15 protein-coding genes are annotated in these 16,357 nt (G+C 67.9%); 5 read left to right on the forward strand and 10 right to left on the reverse strand.

Features of this window, described 5'->3' with window-relative positions:
• Nucleotides 1-39 precede the first annotated feature (39 nt).
• Nucleotides 40-2,037: a bifunctional DedA family/phosphatase PAP2 family protein gene (locus tag AC5P7E_RS11225; protein WP_114618189.1), complete on the forward strand. Its 1,998-nt coding sequence runs from the start codon at nucleotides 40-42 to the stop codon at nucleotides 2,035-2,037.
• 150 nt (nucleotides 2,038-2,187) lie between these two features.
• On the opposite strand, the gene AC5P7E_RS11230 is transcribed toward AC5P7E_RS11225, so the two are convergent.
• The 3 genes from AC5P7E_RS11230 to AC5P7E_RS11240 all read right to left on the reverse strand — a co-directional run bounded on the left by AC5P7E_RS11230 (nucleotide 2,188) and on the right by AC5P7E_RS11240 (nucleotide 5,020).
• On the reverse strand, nucleotides 2,188-2,766 hold the full coding sequence (locus tag AC5P7E_RS11230) for an LON peptidase substrate-binding domain-containing protein (RefSeq protein ID WP_012481182.1): 579 nt from the start codon (nucleotides 2,764-2,766) through the stop codon (nucleotides 2,188-2,190).
• The gene (gene mpl, locus AC5P7E_RS11235; protein ID WP_114618190.1) at nucleotides 2,763-4,127 is read right to left on the reverse strand and encodes a UDP-N-acetylmuramate:L-alanyl-gamma-D-glutamyl-meso-diaminopimelate ligase; all 1,365 of its coding nucleotides are present in this window, start codon (nucleotides 4,125-4,127) and stop codon (nucleotides 2,763-2,765) included. The genes AC5P7E_RS11230 and mpl overlap by 4 nt, the downstream gene beginning before the upstream one ends.
• 329 nt (nucleotides 4,128-4,456) lie before the next feature.
• The gene (locus tag AC5P7E_RS11240) at nucleotides 4,457-5,020 is read right to left on the reverse strand and encodes an adenylate kinase (protein ID WP_114618191.1); all 564 of its coding nucleotides are present in this window, start codon (nucleotides 5,018-5,020) and stop codon (nucleotides 4,457-4,459) included.
• Nucleotides 5,021-5,156: 136 nt separating this feature from the next.
• Between AC5P7E_RS11240 and AC5P7E_RS11245 the strand changes: the two genes are divergently transcribed.
• Nucleotides 5,157-6,413 (forward strand): 6-phosphofructokinase, encoded by a 1,257-nt coding sequence (locus AC5P7E_RS11245; protein ID WP_005414386.1) that lies wholly within the window; start codon nucleotides 5,157-5,159, stop codon nucleotides 6,411-6,413.
• Between the two features lie 118 nt (nucleotides 6,414-6,531).
• Nucleotides 6,532-6,921 carry a DUF488 domain-containing protein gene (locus AC5P7E_RS11250; protein WP_114618192.1) on the forward strand — a complete coding sequence of 130 codons (390 nt, stop codon included), beginning with the start codon at nucleotides 6,532-6,534 and terminating at the stop codon, nucleotides 6,919-6,921.
• A gap of 72 nt (nucleotides 6,922-6,993) precedes the next feature.
• Here the strand turns inward: AC5P7E_RS11250 and AC5P7E_RS11255 are convergent, their stop codons facing one another.
• The gene (locus AC5P7E_RS11255) at nucleotides 6,994-7,497 is read right to left on the reverse strand and encodes a hypothetical protein (protein WP_005410923.1); all 504 of its coding nucleotides are present in this window, start codon (nucleotides 7,495-7,497) and stop codon (nucleotides 6,994-6,996) included.
• Nucleotides 7,498-7,852: 355 nt separating this feature from the next.
• Here AC5P7E_RS11255 and AC5P7E_RS11260 point away from each other — a divergent pair, with 355 nt between their 5' ends.
• Nucleotides 7,853-9,880 carry a sodium-translocating pyrophosphatase gene (locus AC5P7E_RS11260; RefSeq protein ID WP_114618193.1) on the forward strand — a complete coding sequence of 676 codons (2,028 nt, stop codon included), beginning with the start codon at nucleotides 7,853-7,855 and terminating at the stop codon, nucleotides 9,878-9,880.
• A 78-nt stretch (nucleotides 9,881-9,958) separates the two neighbouring features.
• Here the strand turns inward: AC5P7E_RS11260 and AC5P7E_RS11265 are convergent, their stop codons facing one another.
• From AC5P7E_RS11265 to AC5P7E_RS11285, 5 genes are read right to left on the reverse strand one after another with little or no spacing between them, the layout of a single operon-like run.
• Complete coding sequence (locus AC5P7E_RS11265) at nucleotides 9,959-10,678, reverse strand: energy transducer TonB (RefSeq protein WP_111174467.1); 720 nt, start codon at nucleotides 10,676-10,678, stop codon at nucleotides 9,959-9,961.
• Nucleotides 10,675-11,100, reverse strand: a complete 426-nt coding sequence (gene exbD / locus AC5P7E_RS11270) for a TonB system transport protein ExbD (protein WP_111174468.1) — start codon at nucleotides 11,098-11,100, stop codon at nucleotides 10,675-10,677. Before exbD ends, AC5P7E_RS11265 begins: the two co-directional genes overlap by 4 nt.
• Nucleotides 11,101-11,109: 9 nt before the next feature.
• Nucleotides 11,110-11,838 (reverse strand): tonB-system energizer ExbB, encoded by a 729-nt coding sequence (gene exbB, locus AC5P7E_RS11275; protein WP_049396214.1) that lies wholly within the window; start codon nucleotides 11,836-11,838, stop codon nucleotides 11,110-11,112.
• On the reverse strand, nucleotides 11,825-12,292 hold the full coding sequence (locus tag AC5P7E_RS11280) for a YbaN family protein (protein ID WP_114618194.1): 468 nt from the start codon (nucleotides 12,290-12,292) through the stop codon (nucleotides 11,825-11,827). Before AC5P7E_RS11280 ends, exbB begins: the two co-directional genes overlap by 14 nt.
• A gap of 31 nt (nucleotides 12,293-12,323) precedes the next feature.
• Complete coding sequence (locus AC5P7E_RS11285) at nucleotides 12,324-12,911, reverse strand: biliverdin-producing heme oxygenase (RefSeq protein ID WP_005410929.1); 588 nt, start codon at nucleotides 12,909-12,911, stop codon at nucleotides 12,324-12,326.
• Between the two features lie 107 nt (nucleotides 12,912-13,018).
• Here AC5P7E_RS11285 and AC5P7E_RS11290 point away from each other — a divergent pair, with 107 nt between their 5' ends.
• The gene (locus AC5P7E_RS11290) at nucleotides 13,019-13,276 is read left to right on the forward strand and encodes a DUF2789 domain-containing protein (RefSeq protein ID WP_114618195.1); all 258 of its coding nucleotides are present in this window, start codon (nucleotides 13,019-13,021) and stop codon (nucleotides 13,274-13,276) included.
• A 150-nt stretch (nucleotides 13,277-13,426) separates the two neighbouring features.
• Here AC5P7E_RS11290 and AC5P7E_RS11295 read toward each other — a convergent pair whose 3' ends face one another.
• Nucleotides 13,427-16,345, reverse strand: coding sequence for a TonB-dependent receptor (locus AC5P7E_RS11295; protein ID WP_062605690.1), 2,919 nt, complete (start codon nucleotides 16,343-16,345; stop codon nucleotides 13,427-13,429).
• Nucleotides 16,346-16,357: the final 12 nt, after the last annotated feature.

A 16,357-nucleotide genomic window follows, 5' to 3' on the forward strand; every position in this document is an offset into this window, starting at 1 on the left:
GCTGGGAACCAGTCACCTTCACGCCCCTATAATCGGGCAATGGACTCTTCATGGATCGACGCCACGCTCGCGTGGATTGCCGCTCACCCCGTGCTGGCGGGCGCCGTTATCTTCCTCATCGCGTTCTGCGATGCGGTCATCATTCTTGGCGCCATCGTGCCGGCGCTGCCACTGCTGTTCGCGGTGGGCGTGTTCATTGGCCTGGGCCAGATCTCCGGGCCGTACGCGGTGGCGGCTGCGGCATTGGGTGCGTTTGCCGGCGATGGCATCAGTTACTGGATCGGCCGCCGCTGGGGCGACCGCCTGCGCGGCGTGTGGCCGTTCAGCCGTTACCCGCAGCTGCTCGACCGCGGCGAAAACCTGTTCCGCCGCAATGCCTTCAAGAGCATCCTGGTGGCACGCTACGTCGGCGCGATCCGCCCGTTCGTGCCGGCCATCGCCGGCATGATGAAGATGCCCGCCAGCCGCTACGTGCAGGCCAGCGGCATCGCCAGCATTTCCTGGGCGGTGCTGTTCCTGGCGCCGGGCTGGATCCTCGGCGAAGCGTACGACGCGGTGGCTGCTGTGGCCGGGCGGCTGGTGGTGGTGGTCGGCCTGCTGGCGGTGATCCTTGGCCTGGTCTGGGCCATCGTGCTGTACGGCTACCGCTGGTCGGCCGCACGCATGGACAACTGGCTGGCACGCCTGCTGGACTGGTCCAACCGCCACCCGACGCTGGGCCGCTACACCGTTGGCGTGCTGGACCCGAAGCGGCGCGAATCGGTGCCGCTGGCGATGCTGGCGCTGATGCTGCTCCTGCTGGGCTGGGGCTGGTTCGCGCTGTTGACCGTGGTGGTCGCACACGGCGAGCCGCTGGCGATCGACCTGCTGGTGCACCAGGCCATGCTGGCGCTGCGCAATCCGCTGGCCGACTACCCGATGGCTGCGCTGGCGTCGCTCGGGGCCTGGCAGGTCCTGCTGCCGGCCACCGCCGCGGCGATGGGCTATCTGATCTGGCGCCGACGCTGGATGGCCGCTGCGCACTGGCTGGCGGCACTGGCCTTCGGCCTGGCGCTGACCATGCTGCTGGGCGCCACCGTGGATGTGGTGCGCCCGATCGACGCCAGCAGCGGCTTCGGCTTCCCGTCGGTGTCGGTGACCATGGCCACCATCACCTTCGGCTTCTTCGCGGTGCTGATCGCACGCGAGATGCCCGGCCGCACCCGCGTCTGGCCGTATCTGGTTTCGGGCATCGTGGTCAGCCTGATCGGCTTCTCGCGCCTGTACCTGGGCGCGCATTGGCTGAGCGACGTGATCGGCGGCATGCTGTTCGGCACGTTCTGGCTGCTGGTGCTGGGCATCGCCTATCGCCGCCGCTTCAACCGCTCGTTCTGGGTGAAGCCGGTGGCCTGGCTGTTCTACGGCGTCTTCGCCGTGGCGGCGATGTGGTACGCACCGCGCAACATCCCGGTGAAGCTGGAACGCTTCGAACCGACCCTGCCGGCCCCGCAGGCGATGGACATGCAGGCCTGGTGGCAGCACGACTGGGCCACGCTGCCGGCGCGCCGCAACGAGTTCGACGACGACCAGCGCTGGCCGCTGGACGTGCAGGTGGCCGGGCCATTGGCACCGCTGCAGGCGCAGCTGGAAGCGCGTGGCTGGAAGCGGCAGGAACAGGCCGGCTGGCAGCAGGCGCTGCTGATGCTGGACAAGAACACCGGCGCCGATGAACTGCCGGTGCTGCCGGCGACGCTGGACACCCGCGTGGAAGCACTGCTGATGGTGCGCCAGGGTGCGAAGCCGGACGAACGCTATGTGCTGCGCCTGTGGCCGGCACCCGCGCAGCTGCAGGCGGGCAACACGCCGCTGTGGCTGGGCAGTGCACAGACCCTGCGTTACGAACGCCACTTCGAGTGGATCGGCATGTGGCACCCGCTGCGTGGCGTCGACCCGGCGTTGAACGCGGTGAAGGACGCCGTGCAGGACCTGCCGCAGCGCGAGGACGTGCACAGCGAAACCGGGTTGCCGGTGCTGCGGTTGAGGACGACAACGCCCTGAGGCCGACGCCGGGCATGACCCGGCGCTGCCGGAACACGGACAGGTAGCGCCGAACCATGCCCGGCGGAGTAGATCCACGCCATGCGTGGATGACATTCCCCGCATGCACCAGCGTGTGCACCAAGGTGCACACCCACCCAAAGCAGGCTGCTACGGCATCCAGCCCAGCAACTGCTGCAACCGCTGGTGCGGGTCGTCCATCTGCAGCAGCTGCAGGCGCTGCTGCTCGCTCAGCGGCAGCAGTTCGGCCAGCCGCCAGCCAACCCAGCTGGCCTGGTCCAGCAACGCCGGATTGGCCGGCGCATAGGCCTCACCGGCCTGCTCGATGATGTGCCCCAGCACCGTGGCCAGCAGCGCATGCTGCGGCCGCAGCTCATCGTCGGGGTCTTCGTCGCACCAGCGCACGTCGGCCACCACCAGGCCGTTGTCGCGTACGCGGGTGCGCTCGACATGGAAGCGGCGGGTGCCTCGCAGGCGCAACTGCAGCACGCCGTCGGCGCCGACATCGAAGTCTTCGATGCGTACCTGCACGCCATACGCTGCCGGTGTCGCCGGGGCTCCCACTTCCTGGCCGTCGAGGATCAGGCAGACACCGAAGCCCTCGCCACTGCGGCCGCTGTCGCGGACCAGATCCAGGTACCGCCGCTCGAACACGCGCAGCCCGACCGCTGCACCCGGCACCAGCGTGGTGTGCAGCGGAAACAGCGGCAGTGACGTGTCGCTGCTCATCGGGCCTGCAGCGCGGCGAGGAAGCGGCGCGGTGCGCCGTCGAAGCCCCCATTGGACATGAACACCACGTGGTCGCCGCTGCGCGCGCTGGCCTGCAGCTGCGCCAGCAGCGCGTCGGTATCGGGCACCGCGTGCGCTTCGCCGCGCACCGCGGCGATCACCGCGGCCGCATCCCAGGCCAGTTCCGGGCGATGCAGGAACACGACCTCGTCAGCCAACGCCAGCGACGGGGCCAGCGCCTGCGCGTGCGCCCCCAGCCGCATCGAATTGCTGCGCGGCTCCATCGCGACCACGATGCGCGCGTCACCCACCTTGGCACGCAGGCCTTCCAGCGTGGTGGCGATCGCGGTCGGGTGATGGGCGAAATCGTCGTAGATGGTGATGCCGTCATGGCGGCCGATCACTTCCATGCGGCGCTTGACGCTGCGGAAGCGCGCCAGCGCAGGAATCACGTCGGCCGGCGCCACGCCCACCGCATGTGCGGCAGCCAGCGCAGCCAGGCCGTTGAGCACGTTGTGGCGGCCCAGCAACGACCAGTGCACATCGCCCATTGCCTGCCCGCGGTGGTGTACGCGGAAGGCGCTGCCATCGGCGGCCAGCAGCTCGGCATGCCATTCCAGCGACGGGTCGAAGCCGAAGCGCTCGACCGGGGTCCAGCAGCCCATCGCCAGCACTTCGGCCAGATGCGGGTCCTCGCCGTTGACGATCAGTCGGCCACGCGCCGGCACCGTGCGCACCAGGTGGTGGAACTGGCGCTGGATCGCGGCCACGTCCGGGAAGATGTCGGCGTGGTCGTATTCAAGGTTGTTGAGGATGGCCACCAGCGGCCGGTAGTGCACGAACTTGCTGCGCTTGTCGAAGAACGCGGTGTCGTACTCGTCGGCCTCGACCACGAACTCGCGGCCCTGGCCCAGCCGGGCGGAGACGCCGAAATCCTCGGAGACGCCGCCGATCAGGAAACCGGGCGAACGACCGGCGCTTTCCAGCAGCCAGGTGAGGATGGTGGTGGTGGTGGTCTTGCCATGGGTACCTGCCACCGCCAGGGTGTCGCGACCCGGCAGTACCTGTTCGGACAGCCATTGCGCTCCGGAAATGTAGCGCTGGCCGGCGTCGAGCACGGCCTCAACGGCGGCATTGCCGCGCGAGAGGGCGTTGCCGATCACCACGTCATCGGTGCCGGCCGGCACGCTGTCGGCGCGGTAGCCCTGGTCCAGGGCGATGCCCAGCTGCTCGAGCTGGGTCGACATTGGCGGATAGATGGCCTGGTCGCTGCCGCTGACCGTATGGCCCAGTTCCCGCGCCAGGGCGGCCACGCCGCCCATGAAGGTGCCGGCGATTGCAAGGATATGTACGCTGCTCATGACCGAGGATTGTGACCGATGACGGCTGTATAGGGCCAATGTCCGCCCCCGGGTAAGACAAGTCCTACACGGGATGTGAGAAAACTCCAATCACCTGTCAGGGAATTCCCGATAGCGATGTTCTGTGAACCCGGACACAATTCGAACTGCCAGCCGCAGTACCCGAACCGGTCCTACTCCCCAAGAGGCCATCCCCAAGGGAGCTCATGCTGCGGGGCCCTGAGCAAGCCCTTCGCTGGCGCCTGTCAAACGACACAGGCCTGATCCTCACGGACCAGGCCTGTGTTTTTTTGCGCCCGAAGGGCCGGCAACAGGCCGGCCCCGCCGGATCAGGCCTTGATCGCCGCCAGGATGCGGGCTTCGATCTCGTCCAGCTCACCGACGCCATCGACGCGGGCCAGGGTGCCACGGCCGGCGTAGAAGTCGACCACCGGGGCGGTCTGGTCGTTGTAGACCTGCAGGCGCTGGCGCACCGCTTCCGGCGTGTCGTCGGCGCGGCCCTGTTCCTTGGCACGACCGGCGATGCGCTCGACCAGCAGCTCGGTGGCCACGTCCAACTGCACCACGGCATCCAGCGGCTGGCCGATCTTGGCCAGCAGGCCGTCCATCGCATTGGCCTGGGCCACATTGCGCGGGTAGCCATCAAGAATGAAGCCCTTGGCGACATCGGGCTGGGTCAGGCGCGACTCCAGCATGCCCAGCAGGACGTCATCCGACACCAGGTTGCCGGCATCCATCACCGTCTTGGCCTGCTTGCCCAGCTCCGTGCCCGCGGCGATTTCCGCGCGCAGCATGTCACCGGTCGAAATGTGGGCGATCCCCAGCTTTTCCTTCAGGCGCGTCGCCTGTGTCCCCTTGCCCGAACCGGGCGGTCCCAACAGAACCAATCGCATTGACCTGACTCCAACGTGTTGAAAACAAAGAAGGTTCGCGTCCCGGACGGACCGGTATCGCTGCACCGCAATAGCGCCACTTTACCGCATCCGGGTAATGTCCCTGCAATGTCCTTTCCCCCGAGCAGGTAGACGCATGCGCAACGGTACTCTCCTCTACGCCCAATCCGGTGGTGTCACCGCGGTCATCAACGCCACGGCGGCGGCGGTGATCGAGCAGGCCCGGGCCAAGGGCATCAAGGTCCTGGCCGCGCGCAACGGCATCCTCGGCGCGCTGCGCGAGGAACTGATCGACACCAGCAAGGAGAGCGCTGCGGCCATCCGCGCCCTCGCCCATACCCCGGGCGGCGCGTTCGGCTCCTGCCGGGTCAAGCTGAAATCGCTGGACGCCGACCGCGCCCGCTACGACCGCCTGCTGGAGGTGCTGCGCGCGCACGACGTGCGCTGGTTCCTCTACAACGGCGGCAACGACTCGGCCGATACCGCGCTGAAGGTCTCGCAGCTGGCCAAAGCCTCCGGCTACGACCTGACCTGCATCGGCGTGCCCAAGACCATCGACAACGACCTGGCAGTGACCGACACCTGCCCCGGCTTCGGCTCGGCGGCCAAGTACACCGCGGTGTCGGTACGCGAGGCGGCGCTGGACGTGGCGGCGATGGCCGAGACCTCCACCCGCGTCTTCATCTACGAAGCGATGGGCCGCCACGCCGGTTGGCTGGCCGCGGCCGCTGGCCTTGCCGGCAACGGCGATGACGAAGCGCCGCACATCATCCTGCTGCCCGAACGCGCCTATGACGAGGCGGTGTTCCTGGCCAAGGTGAAAGCGGTGGTCGAGCGCGTCGGCTATTGCGTGGTGGTGGCGTCGGAGGGCATCGCCACCGCCGATGGCCGCTTCGTCGCTGACGCTGGCGGCGGCAAAGACTCGTTCGGCCACTCGCAGCTGGGCGGCGTGGCCGCGCACCTGGCCGGCCGGGTCAAGGACCAGCTGGGCCTGAAGGTGCACTGGGCGCTGCCCGACTACCTGCAGCGCTCGGCCCGGCACCTGGCCAGCAGGACCGACTGGGAGCAGGCGCAGGCGGTCGGCAAGGCCGCCGTGCAGCTGGCGCTGAAGGGCCAGAACGGCGTGATGCCGGTGATCGTGCGCAGCAGCGATGCGCCCTACCGCTGGAAGATCGAAGCGGCGCCACTGTCGAAGATCGCCAACCATGAAAAGAAGATGCCCGCCGGCTTCATCCGCCGCGACGGCTTCGGCATCACCGCCAGGGCGCGGGCCTACCTGTCGCCGCTGATCAAGGGCGAAGCGCCGCTGCCGTATGGCGCCGACGGCCTGCCGAAGTACGTCACCCTGAAGAACGTGGCGGTGAAGCAGAAGCTGCCGCCGTTCGAGGGCTGACCCGAAAAAGGGGACGGAGGGGATTAAGTCGCATACGCCCCTCTGTCATCTCCAACAGCGTCAGCAGTGGGTCGGATACGACTTAATCCCCTCCGTCCCCTTTTAATGGAGGAACACCATGGCATTGCGTGTTGTTCGACTCGGTACGCCGCGCGTGCCTGGCGAGGGCCTGCGCATCGGCACCGTGCGGCGGCCGCCGCGCGGCGTGCCGCGCAGCGAGTTCGCCCGACAGGACTGGTGCGACGTCTGGTTCCCGACCCTGTCACCCAGCGCGGAACTGGTGAAGCGGGCGCATGAGGCGAAGACGGCCGCCGACTGGACCGCGTTCTTCCGCCACTACAAGGCCGAGATGAAAGCGCCCGATGCCGCCCATGCACTGGACCTGCTTGCCGCACTGTCGCAGCACAACGACATCAGCGTGGGGTGCTACTGCGAGGATGAGGCGCACTGCCATCGCAGGGCTTTGCGCGAGCTGCTGGTGGCGCGCGGGGCGACGCTGGCGGAGTGATGATTGCAGGGTTGCCGGCCAGCGGCCGGCACTACCCGTGGATGACCGCTTGGGTACACCGCCCAGGCAATTTCAGTTGCAGGCCTTGCCTTCCATCTGCAGCTGCGCGGCGAACATCGTCACCTGCGGAATCTGGCCGGCAGCGGCCTGCTTCTTCGCTTCCTCCAGATAGATGCGCGACTGGCCCTGACCGTCCAGCTCGACCTTGTTGGTCGACGGCAGGCGCCACACGCGCACCACGGCCTGCTGTGCCGGGCATGCGGCGCTGGGCACGCGGATCACATCATTGAGCTTCCAGCCCTTGTCGGCACTTGGCTGCGCCTTGGCGTAGTCGACGAAGCGCGCGCGCGGCTGGCATTGTTCGCTCGTACGCACCGCGGAGAAGCGGTACGGCTCGGCCGCCTGCCCGGTGAAGGCGCCTTCCAGGCGCGCACAGGCCTCGGGGATCTGCCGCAGCGTATGCACCGCGCCTACCGCCTGCGGAGCACCCACGGCGCGCTGTAGCTCCGGGGTTTCCGCGGCGAGTGCTGGTACAGCCGGGACCAGGGCGGCAAGCATCAACAGGGACAGGCGCATGGGAGATCTCCTTCAGGACTGAGCGCAGGCTTGCAGAGCTTGGCTTAACGGGGTGCAAAGGCCTGTGACTCTCGTGCCCCATGGCCCGGCGGCAGGGCCCGCGCGCATGGCGATGCCTTCCACCCTGAGGGCACCCACAGGATCAGGAGGCGCGGCTCGCAGAAGCCAGTTGAGCACGGCTCGACTCTACAAGTGGCGGCACGCATACTGCGGGCACCAGGGAATGCTGAACACCGCCATACGTCGGACGACCGCCAAGGTCGGTACGGGTTGGTTCCAGGCTGCAGCCCGTCGTCCCCCTCGTGGTGCCGTTCATCGCCACTGGATGCCTACATCCATTCTGCGGAGGGGTCTAATGCTGGAACGTCACGGGCTGTCACTGGCGCTGGGCTGCGCCATTCTCGCGATCCTGTTCGGAATCGTCTCGGCGCGCTGGATCCTGCGCCAACCCACCGGCAATGAACGCATGATCGCGATCGCCACGGCGATCCAGGAAGGTGCGCGTGCCTATCTCAACCGCCAGTACCTGACCATCGGCGTGGCCGGTGTGGTGCTGTTCGTGCTGGTCGGTGTGTTCCTCAGCTGGTACACCGCGATCGGCTTCGCGGTCGGCGCGGTACTGTCCGGCGCGGCCGGCTACATCGGCATGAACGTGTCGGTACGCGCCAACGTGCGCACTGCCGAAGCTGCACGCCACGGCATCAGCGCCGCAATGGACGTCGCCTTCCGCGGCGGCGCCATCACCGGCATGCTGGTGGTCGGCCTCGGCCTGCTGGGCGTGGCCGGTTACTACGCGCTGCTGCTGCGCATGGGCCTGCCGATGGAACAGGCGCTGCATGCGCTGGTCGGCCTGGCCTTCGGCTCGTCGCTGATCTCGATCTTCGCGCGGCTGGGAGGTGGCATCTTCACCAAGGGTGCCGACGTCGGCGCCGATCTGGTCGGCAAGGTGGAAGCCGGCATTCCCGAGGACGACCCTCGCAACCCGGCGGTGATCGCGGACAACGTGGGTGACAATGTGGGCGACTGCGCCGGCATGGCCGCCGATCTGTTCGAAACCTACGCGGTGACCGTCATCGCAACGATGCTGCTGGGCAGCCTGATGCTGGCCGAGGCAGGCGCCAATGCGGTGCTGTATCCGCTGGTGCTGGGCGGCGTATCGATCATCGCCTCGATCATCGGCGCGCTGTTCGTGAAAGTGAAGCCTGGCGGCTCGATCATGGGCGCGCTGTACAAGGGCGTGATCGTCTCCGGCGTGCTGGCCGCCATCGCCTTCTACCCGATCACTACCGGCCTGATGGGTGACAACGTACATGGGCCGATGGCCCTGTACGGCTGCGCGTTGATCGGCCTGGTCCTGACCGGGCTGATCGTGTGGATCACCGAGTATTACACCGGCACCCAGTACAAGCCGGTGCAGCACGTGGCGCAGGCCTCGACCACCGGCCACGGCACCAACATCATCGCCGGCCTCGGCATCTCGATGAAGTCCACCGCGCTGCCGGTGGTGGCCGTGTGTGCGGCGATCTGGGGCGCGTTCGCGCTGGGCGGGCTGTACGGCATCGCCATCGCCGCCACCGCGATGCTGTCGATGGCCGGCATGATCGTCGCTCTCGATGCCTACGGGCCGATCACCGACAACGCCGGTGGGATTGCCGAGATGGCCGAGCTGCCCTCGGAGATCCGCGACATCACCGATCCACTGGATGCGGTGGGCAACACCACCAAGGCGGTGACCAAGGGCTATGCGATCGGTTCGGCCGCACTGGCCGCATTGGTGCTGTTCGCCGACTACACGCACAACCTGCAGGCTGCACATCCCGGGCAGGAATTCCGCTTCGACCTCAGCGACCACACGGTGATCATCGGCCTGCTGATCGGCGGCCTGATTCCCTACCTGTTCGGTGCGATGGCGATGGAAGCGGTCGGCCGCGCGGCGGGTGCGGTGGTGGAGGAAGTACGTCGCCAGTTCCGCGAGATCCCCGGCATCATGCAGGGCACCGGCAAGCCGCAGTACGACAAGGCGGTGGACATGCTGACCCGCTCGGCGATCCGCGAAATGATCGTGCCCTCGCTGCTGCCGGTGGCGGTGCCGGTGGTGGTCGGCCTGCTGCTGGGGCCACGCGCACTGGGTGGCCTGCTGATCGGCACGATCGTGACCGGCCTGTTCGTGGCCATTTCGATGACCACCGGCGGTGGCGTCTGGGACAACGCCAAGAAGTACATCGAAGATGGCCACTTCGGCGCCAAGGGCAGCGAGGCGCACAAGGCTGCGGTGACCGGCGATACCGTCGGTGACCCGTACAAGGACACGGCCGGCCCGGCGATCAATCCGCTGATCAAGATCATCAACATCGTCGCGCTGCTGCTGGTGCCGCTGTTGTAGATCCACGCCATGCGTGGATGACGGCCTCGATGGGGTCAGAGCCCTTTCCTAAGGAAAGGGATCCGACCCCACCGTCAATCACCGCCCGCGCAGGAAGAACGACACCGGCACCATCACGTCCACCGGGTCGCCGGCCACTTCGGCCGGCGGCGCCGGTACCGGGCTGGCGCGCTGCACGGTGTCCAGCGTCTCCTGGTCAAGCAGCGCGAAGCCACTGCTGCGGCCCAGCTTCAACCCCGAGACCGCGCCATCGCGGGCCACGGCAAAGCGCACGTAGACCACGCCCTGCTGGCGCAGCCGCTCGGCCTGGCGCGGATAGCGGCGATGCTTCTGCAGGTGCCCCAGCAGGCGACCTTCCCAGCTTGCCTCGGCGCGACTGCGCTCACCCGCCGTGGTCTGCGGTGCGGTGTAGCGCGCGGCGGCGTCAGCGGCCACCTGTGGCGGTGCGCTGGTCTGCGCGACATTGGCGTCGGCGACATCCGGCGAGGGCGTCGGCTCCGGTGTACGCGGCGGTGGCAGGTCACCCTGCGGCTGCACCGGCGCCTTCGGTTGCTCGTGCAGGGCCGGCTTCGGCGCCTGCCGCTGCTGTTGCTGCTGCAGTGGACCGGTGGCGACCTCGCGCGGCGGCACCGGCGGTGCCTGCACCATCGGTGCCAGTTCCAGCATCAGCGCGGCGGGCGGCGCCGTCGCAGCCAGTACCGGTGCGCGCGTCGCCCACCAGCAGGCCGCGCCAATCAGCAGCGCGTGCACCAGCAGCACGATCGCCAGGCTGGTCGCCCAGCGCCGCAGTCCACTCATCGCGCACCCTGCTCAACGCCGACCAGCGCCACCTTCAGGTAACCGGCCGCACGCAGCGCATCCAGCGTGGCCATGAGTTCGCCGTAGGGCACGTGGGTATCGGCACGCAGGAAGATGCGCTGCGCGGTGTCGCCGTGGGAGGCCGCCTGCAATGCAGCGGCCAGCCCGTCACGCGCCACCGCCTGCTCGCCCACGCGCAGCGACAGATCGGCCTGCACGGTCACATACACCGGCGCCTGTTCGGGCGGCGTGGCACTGGCGCTGCTGGCCGGCAGCTGCACCGGCACTGATACGGTGGCCAGCGGTGCGGCTACCATGAAGATGATCAGCAGCACCAGCATTACGTCGATGAAGGGCGTGACGTTGATCTCGTGTGCTTCTTCCGGTGCGTCGTCGCGGTCGGACGCGGTCCTGATCGCCATCGTCGCGCCTCAGTGCACCGCGCGCAGCGGTGCCGCTGCGGTACGCGGCACGGCACGATCAAGATCGCGCGAGACCAGCTGCTGCACGGCCGCCGACAGATCGCCGAGCAGGCCCCGCAGGCCGGCCAGCACGCGGCTGAAATGGTTGTAGACCAGTACCGCGGGAATCGCCGCGACCAGGCCGAGTGCGGTCGCCAGCAGGGCCTCGGCGATGCCGGGCGCAACCACCGCCAGGTTGGTGGTGTTGCTGTGTGCGATGCCGATGAAACTGTTCATGATGCCCCACACCGTGCCGAACAGGCCGACGAAGGGCGCCACCGCGCCGATGCTGGCGAGCACACCGATGCCGCGCCGCTGCACGCGCGCGGTCTCCAGCTCGATGCGGTCCAGGCGCGAGGCGATGCGCTCCTTGATGCCGTCGCGACTATCCAGATCCTGCGACAGACGCAGTTCGGTGCGGGCGGCGTCCAGCATCGCCAGCGCGATGCCCTGCTGCAGACTTGCCTCTTCGCTCTGCGGCGGCAGCTGTGCGGACTGCAGCAACAGCGCGCGCGCCGCGCGCAGCTGCCGGGCCTGGCGGGCCAGCTCCCAGCCCTTGGCCAGCAGCACGGTCCAGGTGGCCAGCGACGCCAGTGCCAGCGCGATCATCACGGCCTTCACCACCACGTCGGCGGCCAGGTACATGCCCCATGGGGTCAATGCGGGGGCGGCCACGGGGGCCAGGTCAGCAGGCAGCATCGTCTCGGTTTCCATCAGCATCAGGGGTCGCTGCGCGACGACGGGCCGCGCGCGGATCATTGGCGTCGTCCACTTCCACGACCGGATGGGACTCCAGCCGGGGGGCCGGTCGGCTCAGCACGTAGCCGGCGCTGACCGCGAAGAACAGGCCCACGCCCAACAGCAGGCGCCAGGACGGGTGCGCGCCCCAGCAGAACAGGGCAAAGCCCAGCGCCATGCCGGCACTGGCAAACGCCTTGCCCTTGCGCGATACCGCGCCCTGCTCGCGCCACAACCGCAGCGACGGGCCGTAGCGCGGATGCGCCAACAGGCGCTGCTCGAACTTCGGCGAGCTGCGCGCGAAGCAGCCCATGGCCAGGATCAGGAAGATGGTGGTCGGCATCACCGGCAGCAACGCGCCGATCACCCCGAGCCCGACCATCAGCCAGCCCAGCGCGAACCAGAGCCAGCGCATCAGCGCTGCACCTGTGGGCGCACGCCGTGCATCAGGCGAATTCCACTTCGACGTGGCCGTGCACGCTGCGGAACGCGGCGTCGGCCGCATCGATTACCTGCTGCTCCTGCTCGACACTCAGCGGTACCGCGTCCAGCGCCGCGGTGAACTCACGCCAGTGGCGCGCCGCGCCATCGGGATGCGCGGCCAAGTGGCGGGCGCCAAAATCACGGTCCAGGCCGAGCTTGGCAGCCATCTTGTACAGAATGGTGCCGCCCAGGTTGGAGCCTTCAGCCACGTACAGCCACCCCAACGCGGCGGGCAGTTCCAGATCGGACGGCAACGCCGCGATGTCAGCCCCCGGCAGGGTCTGCTCCAGGTCCTGCAGGTCGCGCGCGACCTGGGTCAGGCGGCGGCGCTCGCCCAGGTCCGGCAGCAGTGCGTCCAGCGCAGGGTTGGCATACAGCGCATCGATGCTGCGGTGGAAGCGATACTGCACGCGCAGGAAACGGGCGAAATTGCTGCGGTCGGCGAAGATGTCGCCGGCCATGATGCGCTTGTCCAGGGCACCGTGGCTGTCGCGGGTGGCGGCCTTGAGCCGCAGGCTGCGGCTTTCTTCAGGGGCGATGTGTGCGTTCATGGGGGAATGCCAAGGGGGTCGTCGTGCTGTAGACGTCTGCCACGGGGCTTTCCCCAAGGCCGTCTACACCGATAATGGGCCATCCCCTTGTCCATCCGGAACCGACGATGATCACCACCGAACCGCGCATGACCAACCTGTTCCTGCAGCTGGGCCTGGATGCCAGCGCAGAGGGCATCGCCCGCTTCATCCGCGAACACCAGCTGGCCACCGATGTCGAAGTGGTCGAGGCGCCCTACTGGAACGATGCCCAACGCCAGTTCCTGTCTGAAACGCTGCAGGCCGATGCGGCATGGAGCACCGTGGTGGATGAGCTGAACGAGTCGCTGCACGAAGATGCGGTAAAGGCTTCGAGCGGGCTGTAAATAGACGCCGGGCATGGCCCGGCGCTGTCGATTGCACGGCAGAAGCGGTGCGGACCAAGGTCCGCGCCCACCGAGGGCGGTTGGGGCTCGCTGGGGTCAGAGCCCTTTCCGCAGGAAAGGGATCCGACCCCACCACTCATCCGCGACCGATCAGTACTTCCAGGTCAACGCCAGTCGCGCGGTGCGGCCCGGGGCTGGCATCACGCCCAGGGCCAGCGGGTCCAGGTAGTAGCGGTCGGTCAGGTTGTCCACGCCGGCTTCCACCGACAGCTGGTCGTTGAAGCTCCAGCTGGCGAACAGATCCACCAGCGTGGTTGGCCGGTACAGCTGCTGGATCGCCGACAAGCCCACGTTCCAGTCCTTGTCCAGCTTGCTGATCGGGCCGGCGTTGTGGACCACGCGGGTGCCGAAGGTCAGGCGCTCGTCGAACAGGCGCGAGCCCAGGGTCAGGTTGACCATGTAGCGCGGCGGGTTCTGGGTATTGGTGTACGAGCCCTCGAAGCCGCCGTCCACGCAGTCGGGCGTGTTGGCCAGCTCGCCGTTCCTGCGCTGCGCCCCATAGGCACGGCGCTCGGCGGCGATGTCCGGCGCGCAGGTCTTGGCCTTGAAGTAATAGTGCGCGGACAGATCGGCAAATACCTTGCCGCTGTCATAGCTGGACTGGAACTCCATGCCCGAGACCTTGAACTGGTCGACGTTGCGGATCAGGCCCGCCGACAGCGTGCGGTAGTCACGGGTGATCAGGTCGTCGATGCGGGTATCGAAGTACGCCAGCTTCAGCGCCAGGCGATCGCCGGCGGTGAACAGGTCATAGCGGAGGGTGCTTGCACCGATTTCCCAGCTGCGCGCGCGCTCCGGCTTCAGCTCGCCCACCGGCTTGGCGGCGGTGAACAGGCCCAGCGTGGTCTCGAACAGGCTCGGCAGCTTGGTGCCTTCGGCATACTTCACGTAGACCAGGGTGTCTTCGCTGAAGCGGTAGGCCACGCTGGCAGTCGGCGAGAACGCGGTGTCACGACGGCGGATCGGCTGCGACCAGGTCCAGCTGACCGGCACTTCCAGGTCCTGCGCCTTGCCGGCGTCGTAGAAGTTCCAGCCACCGATGTCGCCCACCGTGCCCTTCTTGTACGGTGAGGCCAGCAGCGATTCCTGGGTGAAGTTGCCGTTGGCATCCGGATACCAGTTCAGCAGCGCGATGCGCTTGGCCCGCCACGACGGCAGCGCCGGGTTGCCATTGAGCAGTTCGGTGTAGCGGTACTGGCCCTGCACTTCATAGGCATCGGGCGTGGCCAGGCGGTTGCGGTCATGCACATCCACGCGGTTCCAGCGGCCGCCGGCCAGCAGTTCCCAATGCTCATCGGGCTGCCACTTCAGCGAGGCCACGGCGCTGTATTCCTTGCGCTCGGCGTTGCGCAGGAAACGGTTGTTGACCAGATCGTCGTGCATGACCGGCCCCGAGCTGCCCGGTGCGATGTCTTCGTCACTGTAGGACAGGCCGTAGTCGAGGGTGAACGCGCCAGCACGTGTGTCGAACTTCGAGGTGTTGCTGGCATCCAGTCCGAAGCGCTTCTGTCGCAGCGGATTGCGGTAGGCATCCTTGTAGCCGGGGTCGCCACTGAAGCTGGGCGCGTCGTACCACTCGGTACGACGATCGAAATACCACGGGGTGATGCCGGTCAGGCTGTTGTACATCACGCTGTCGGTGTCGGTGTACGCGGCATTGACGCGCAGGTCGACCAGCTCGCTGTCCGGGTTGAAGCGATAGCGCAGGGTGTAGCTGTCCATGTCGACGTGGCCCGGATCCCATTGCGGAATGCGGTCGCGATCGACGCGGATGATCTGCGAGGCCATGATCTCGCCGGCGGTGCCTTCGTAGCGGCGGTAGCCCGCTTCCAGGGTCTGTGCATCGTCGATACGCCAGGTGCCCTTGAGCAGCGCCGACTTCGAGCGCGACGAGGTGTTGAACACTTCGGTACGCGGCGGATTCAGCGGTGCCAGCGTGCGACGGGTCTGTGGGAAATCATCGTAACCGTGCTTGCCGGAGAAGTAGTTGCCATTGTCGCGGTAGGCGTAGGCGGCGACCAGATCGAAGCGATCCCAGTGTCCCGCAGCGGCCACGTTGAAGAACTGGCTGCCGGTGGCGCTGCGATCGTTGCGCGGCGCGGCACTGTAGGAAGGCAGGTTGTTGGCGCTGTTGTTGGCCAGGCCGCCACGCACGCGCACGCCGAAGTCGCGCTCTTCGCGCAGCACGTCGCCGATCTTCAGCGTCTCCATCTCGACCACGCCGCCGATGCCGCCAGAGGCGTTGGCCTGCAGGCTCGGGCCCTTGGTGATGGTCAGGCTGGAGATCAGGTCCGGGTCGAGGTAGGTACGCTGCGATTGACCGGCATAGCCACGGTAGGTATCCATGCTGGACTGGCCACCGTCGATGATCACCGGCACGCGGCCCTGGCCCTGGATGCCGCGGATGTTGACGTCGAAGCCATTGCCAACGCGTGGGTCACCGGCAGTGACGCCGGCCACGCCCTTGACGATGTCGCCGTTGGACGTACCGCGGAAACGCTCCAGGTGCGTGCGGTTGAGCGTGGTGGTGGAACCGACGCTGCGATAGCTGTCGAGCAGGCGCGCCTCGTCGCTGGTCGCGCCACTGTCGACGCGGTCGCCGGCCACGCTGAGCGTGTCGGTGACGATCACGCCGCTGTCGGCCTGCGCCGGCGTCGCCGCTTCCAGCGCGACTGCATCTGCGCTGACCCGGCGCACCGCCAGGCCACTGCCCTGCAGCAGCTGCTGCAGCGCCTCGTTGGCCGGCAGGCTGCCATTGACCGCACGCGAGCTCACCCCGTGGGCCAGGATGGCCGGATACACGACCTGCACGCCGGACTGGCGCATGTAGCTGCGCAGCGCCTCGTCCAGGGGCTGCGCCGGAATGTCGAAGCGCTGTACGGCGGCGTGATCGCCACGGGCGTTCTGTGCCAGCGCGGATGGCGTGGCACTGGCCAGGCCGGCAGCCAGCAATGCAATGCACAGGCGGGACGGGCGCGGCGCGCGGCCCGGACGGTGGGAGTCGAACATGGGGAACCTGTC

The organism is Stenotrophomonas sp. YJH_SMC_25, assembly GCF_059369595.1.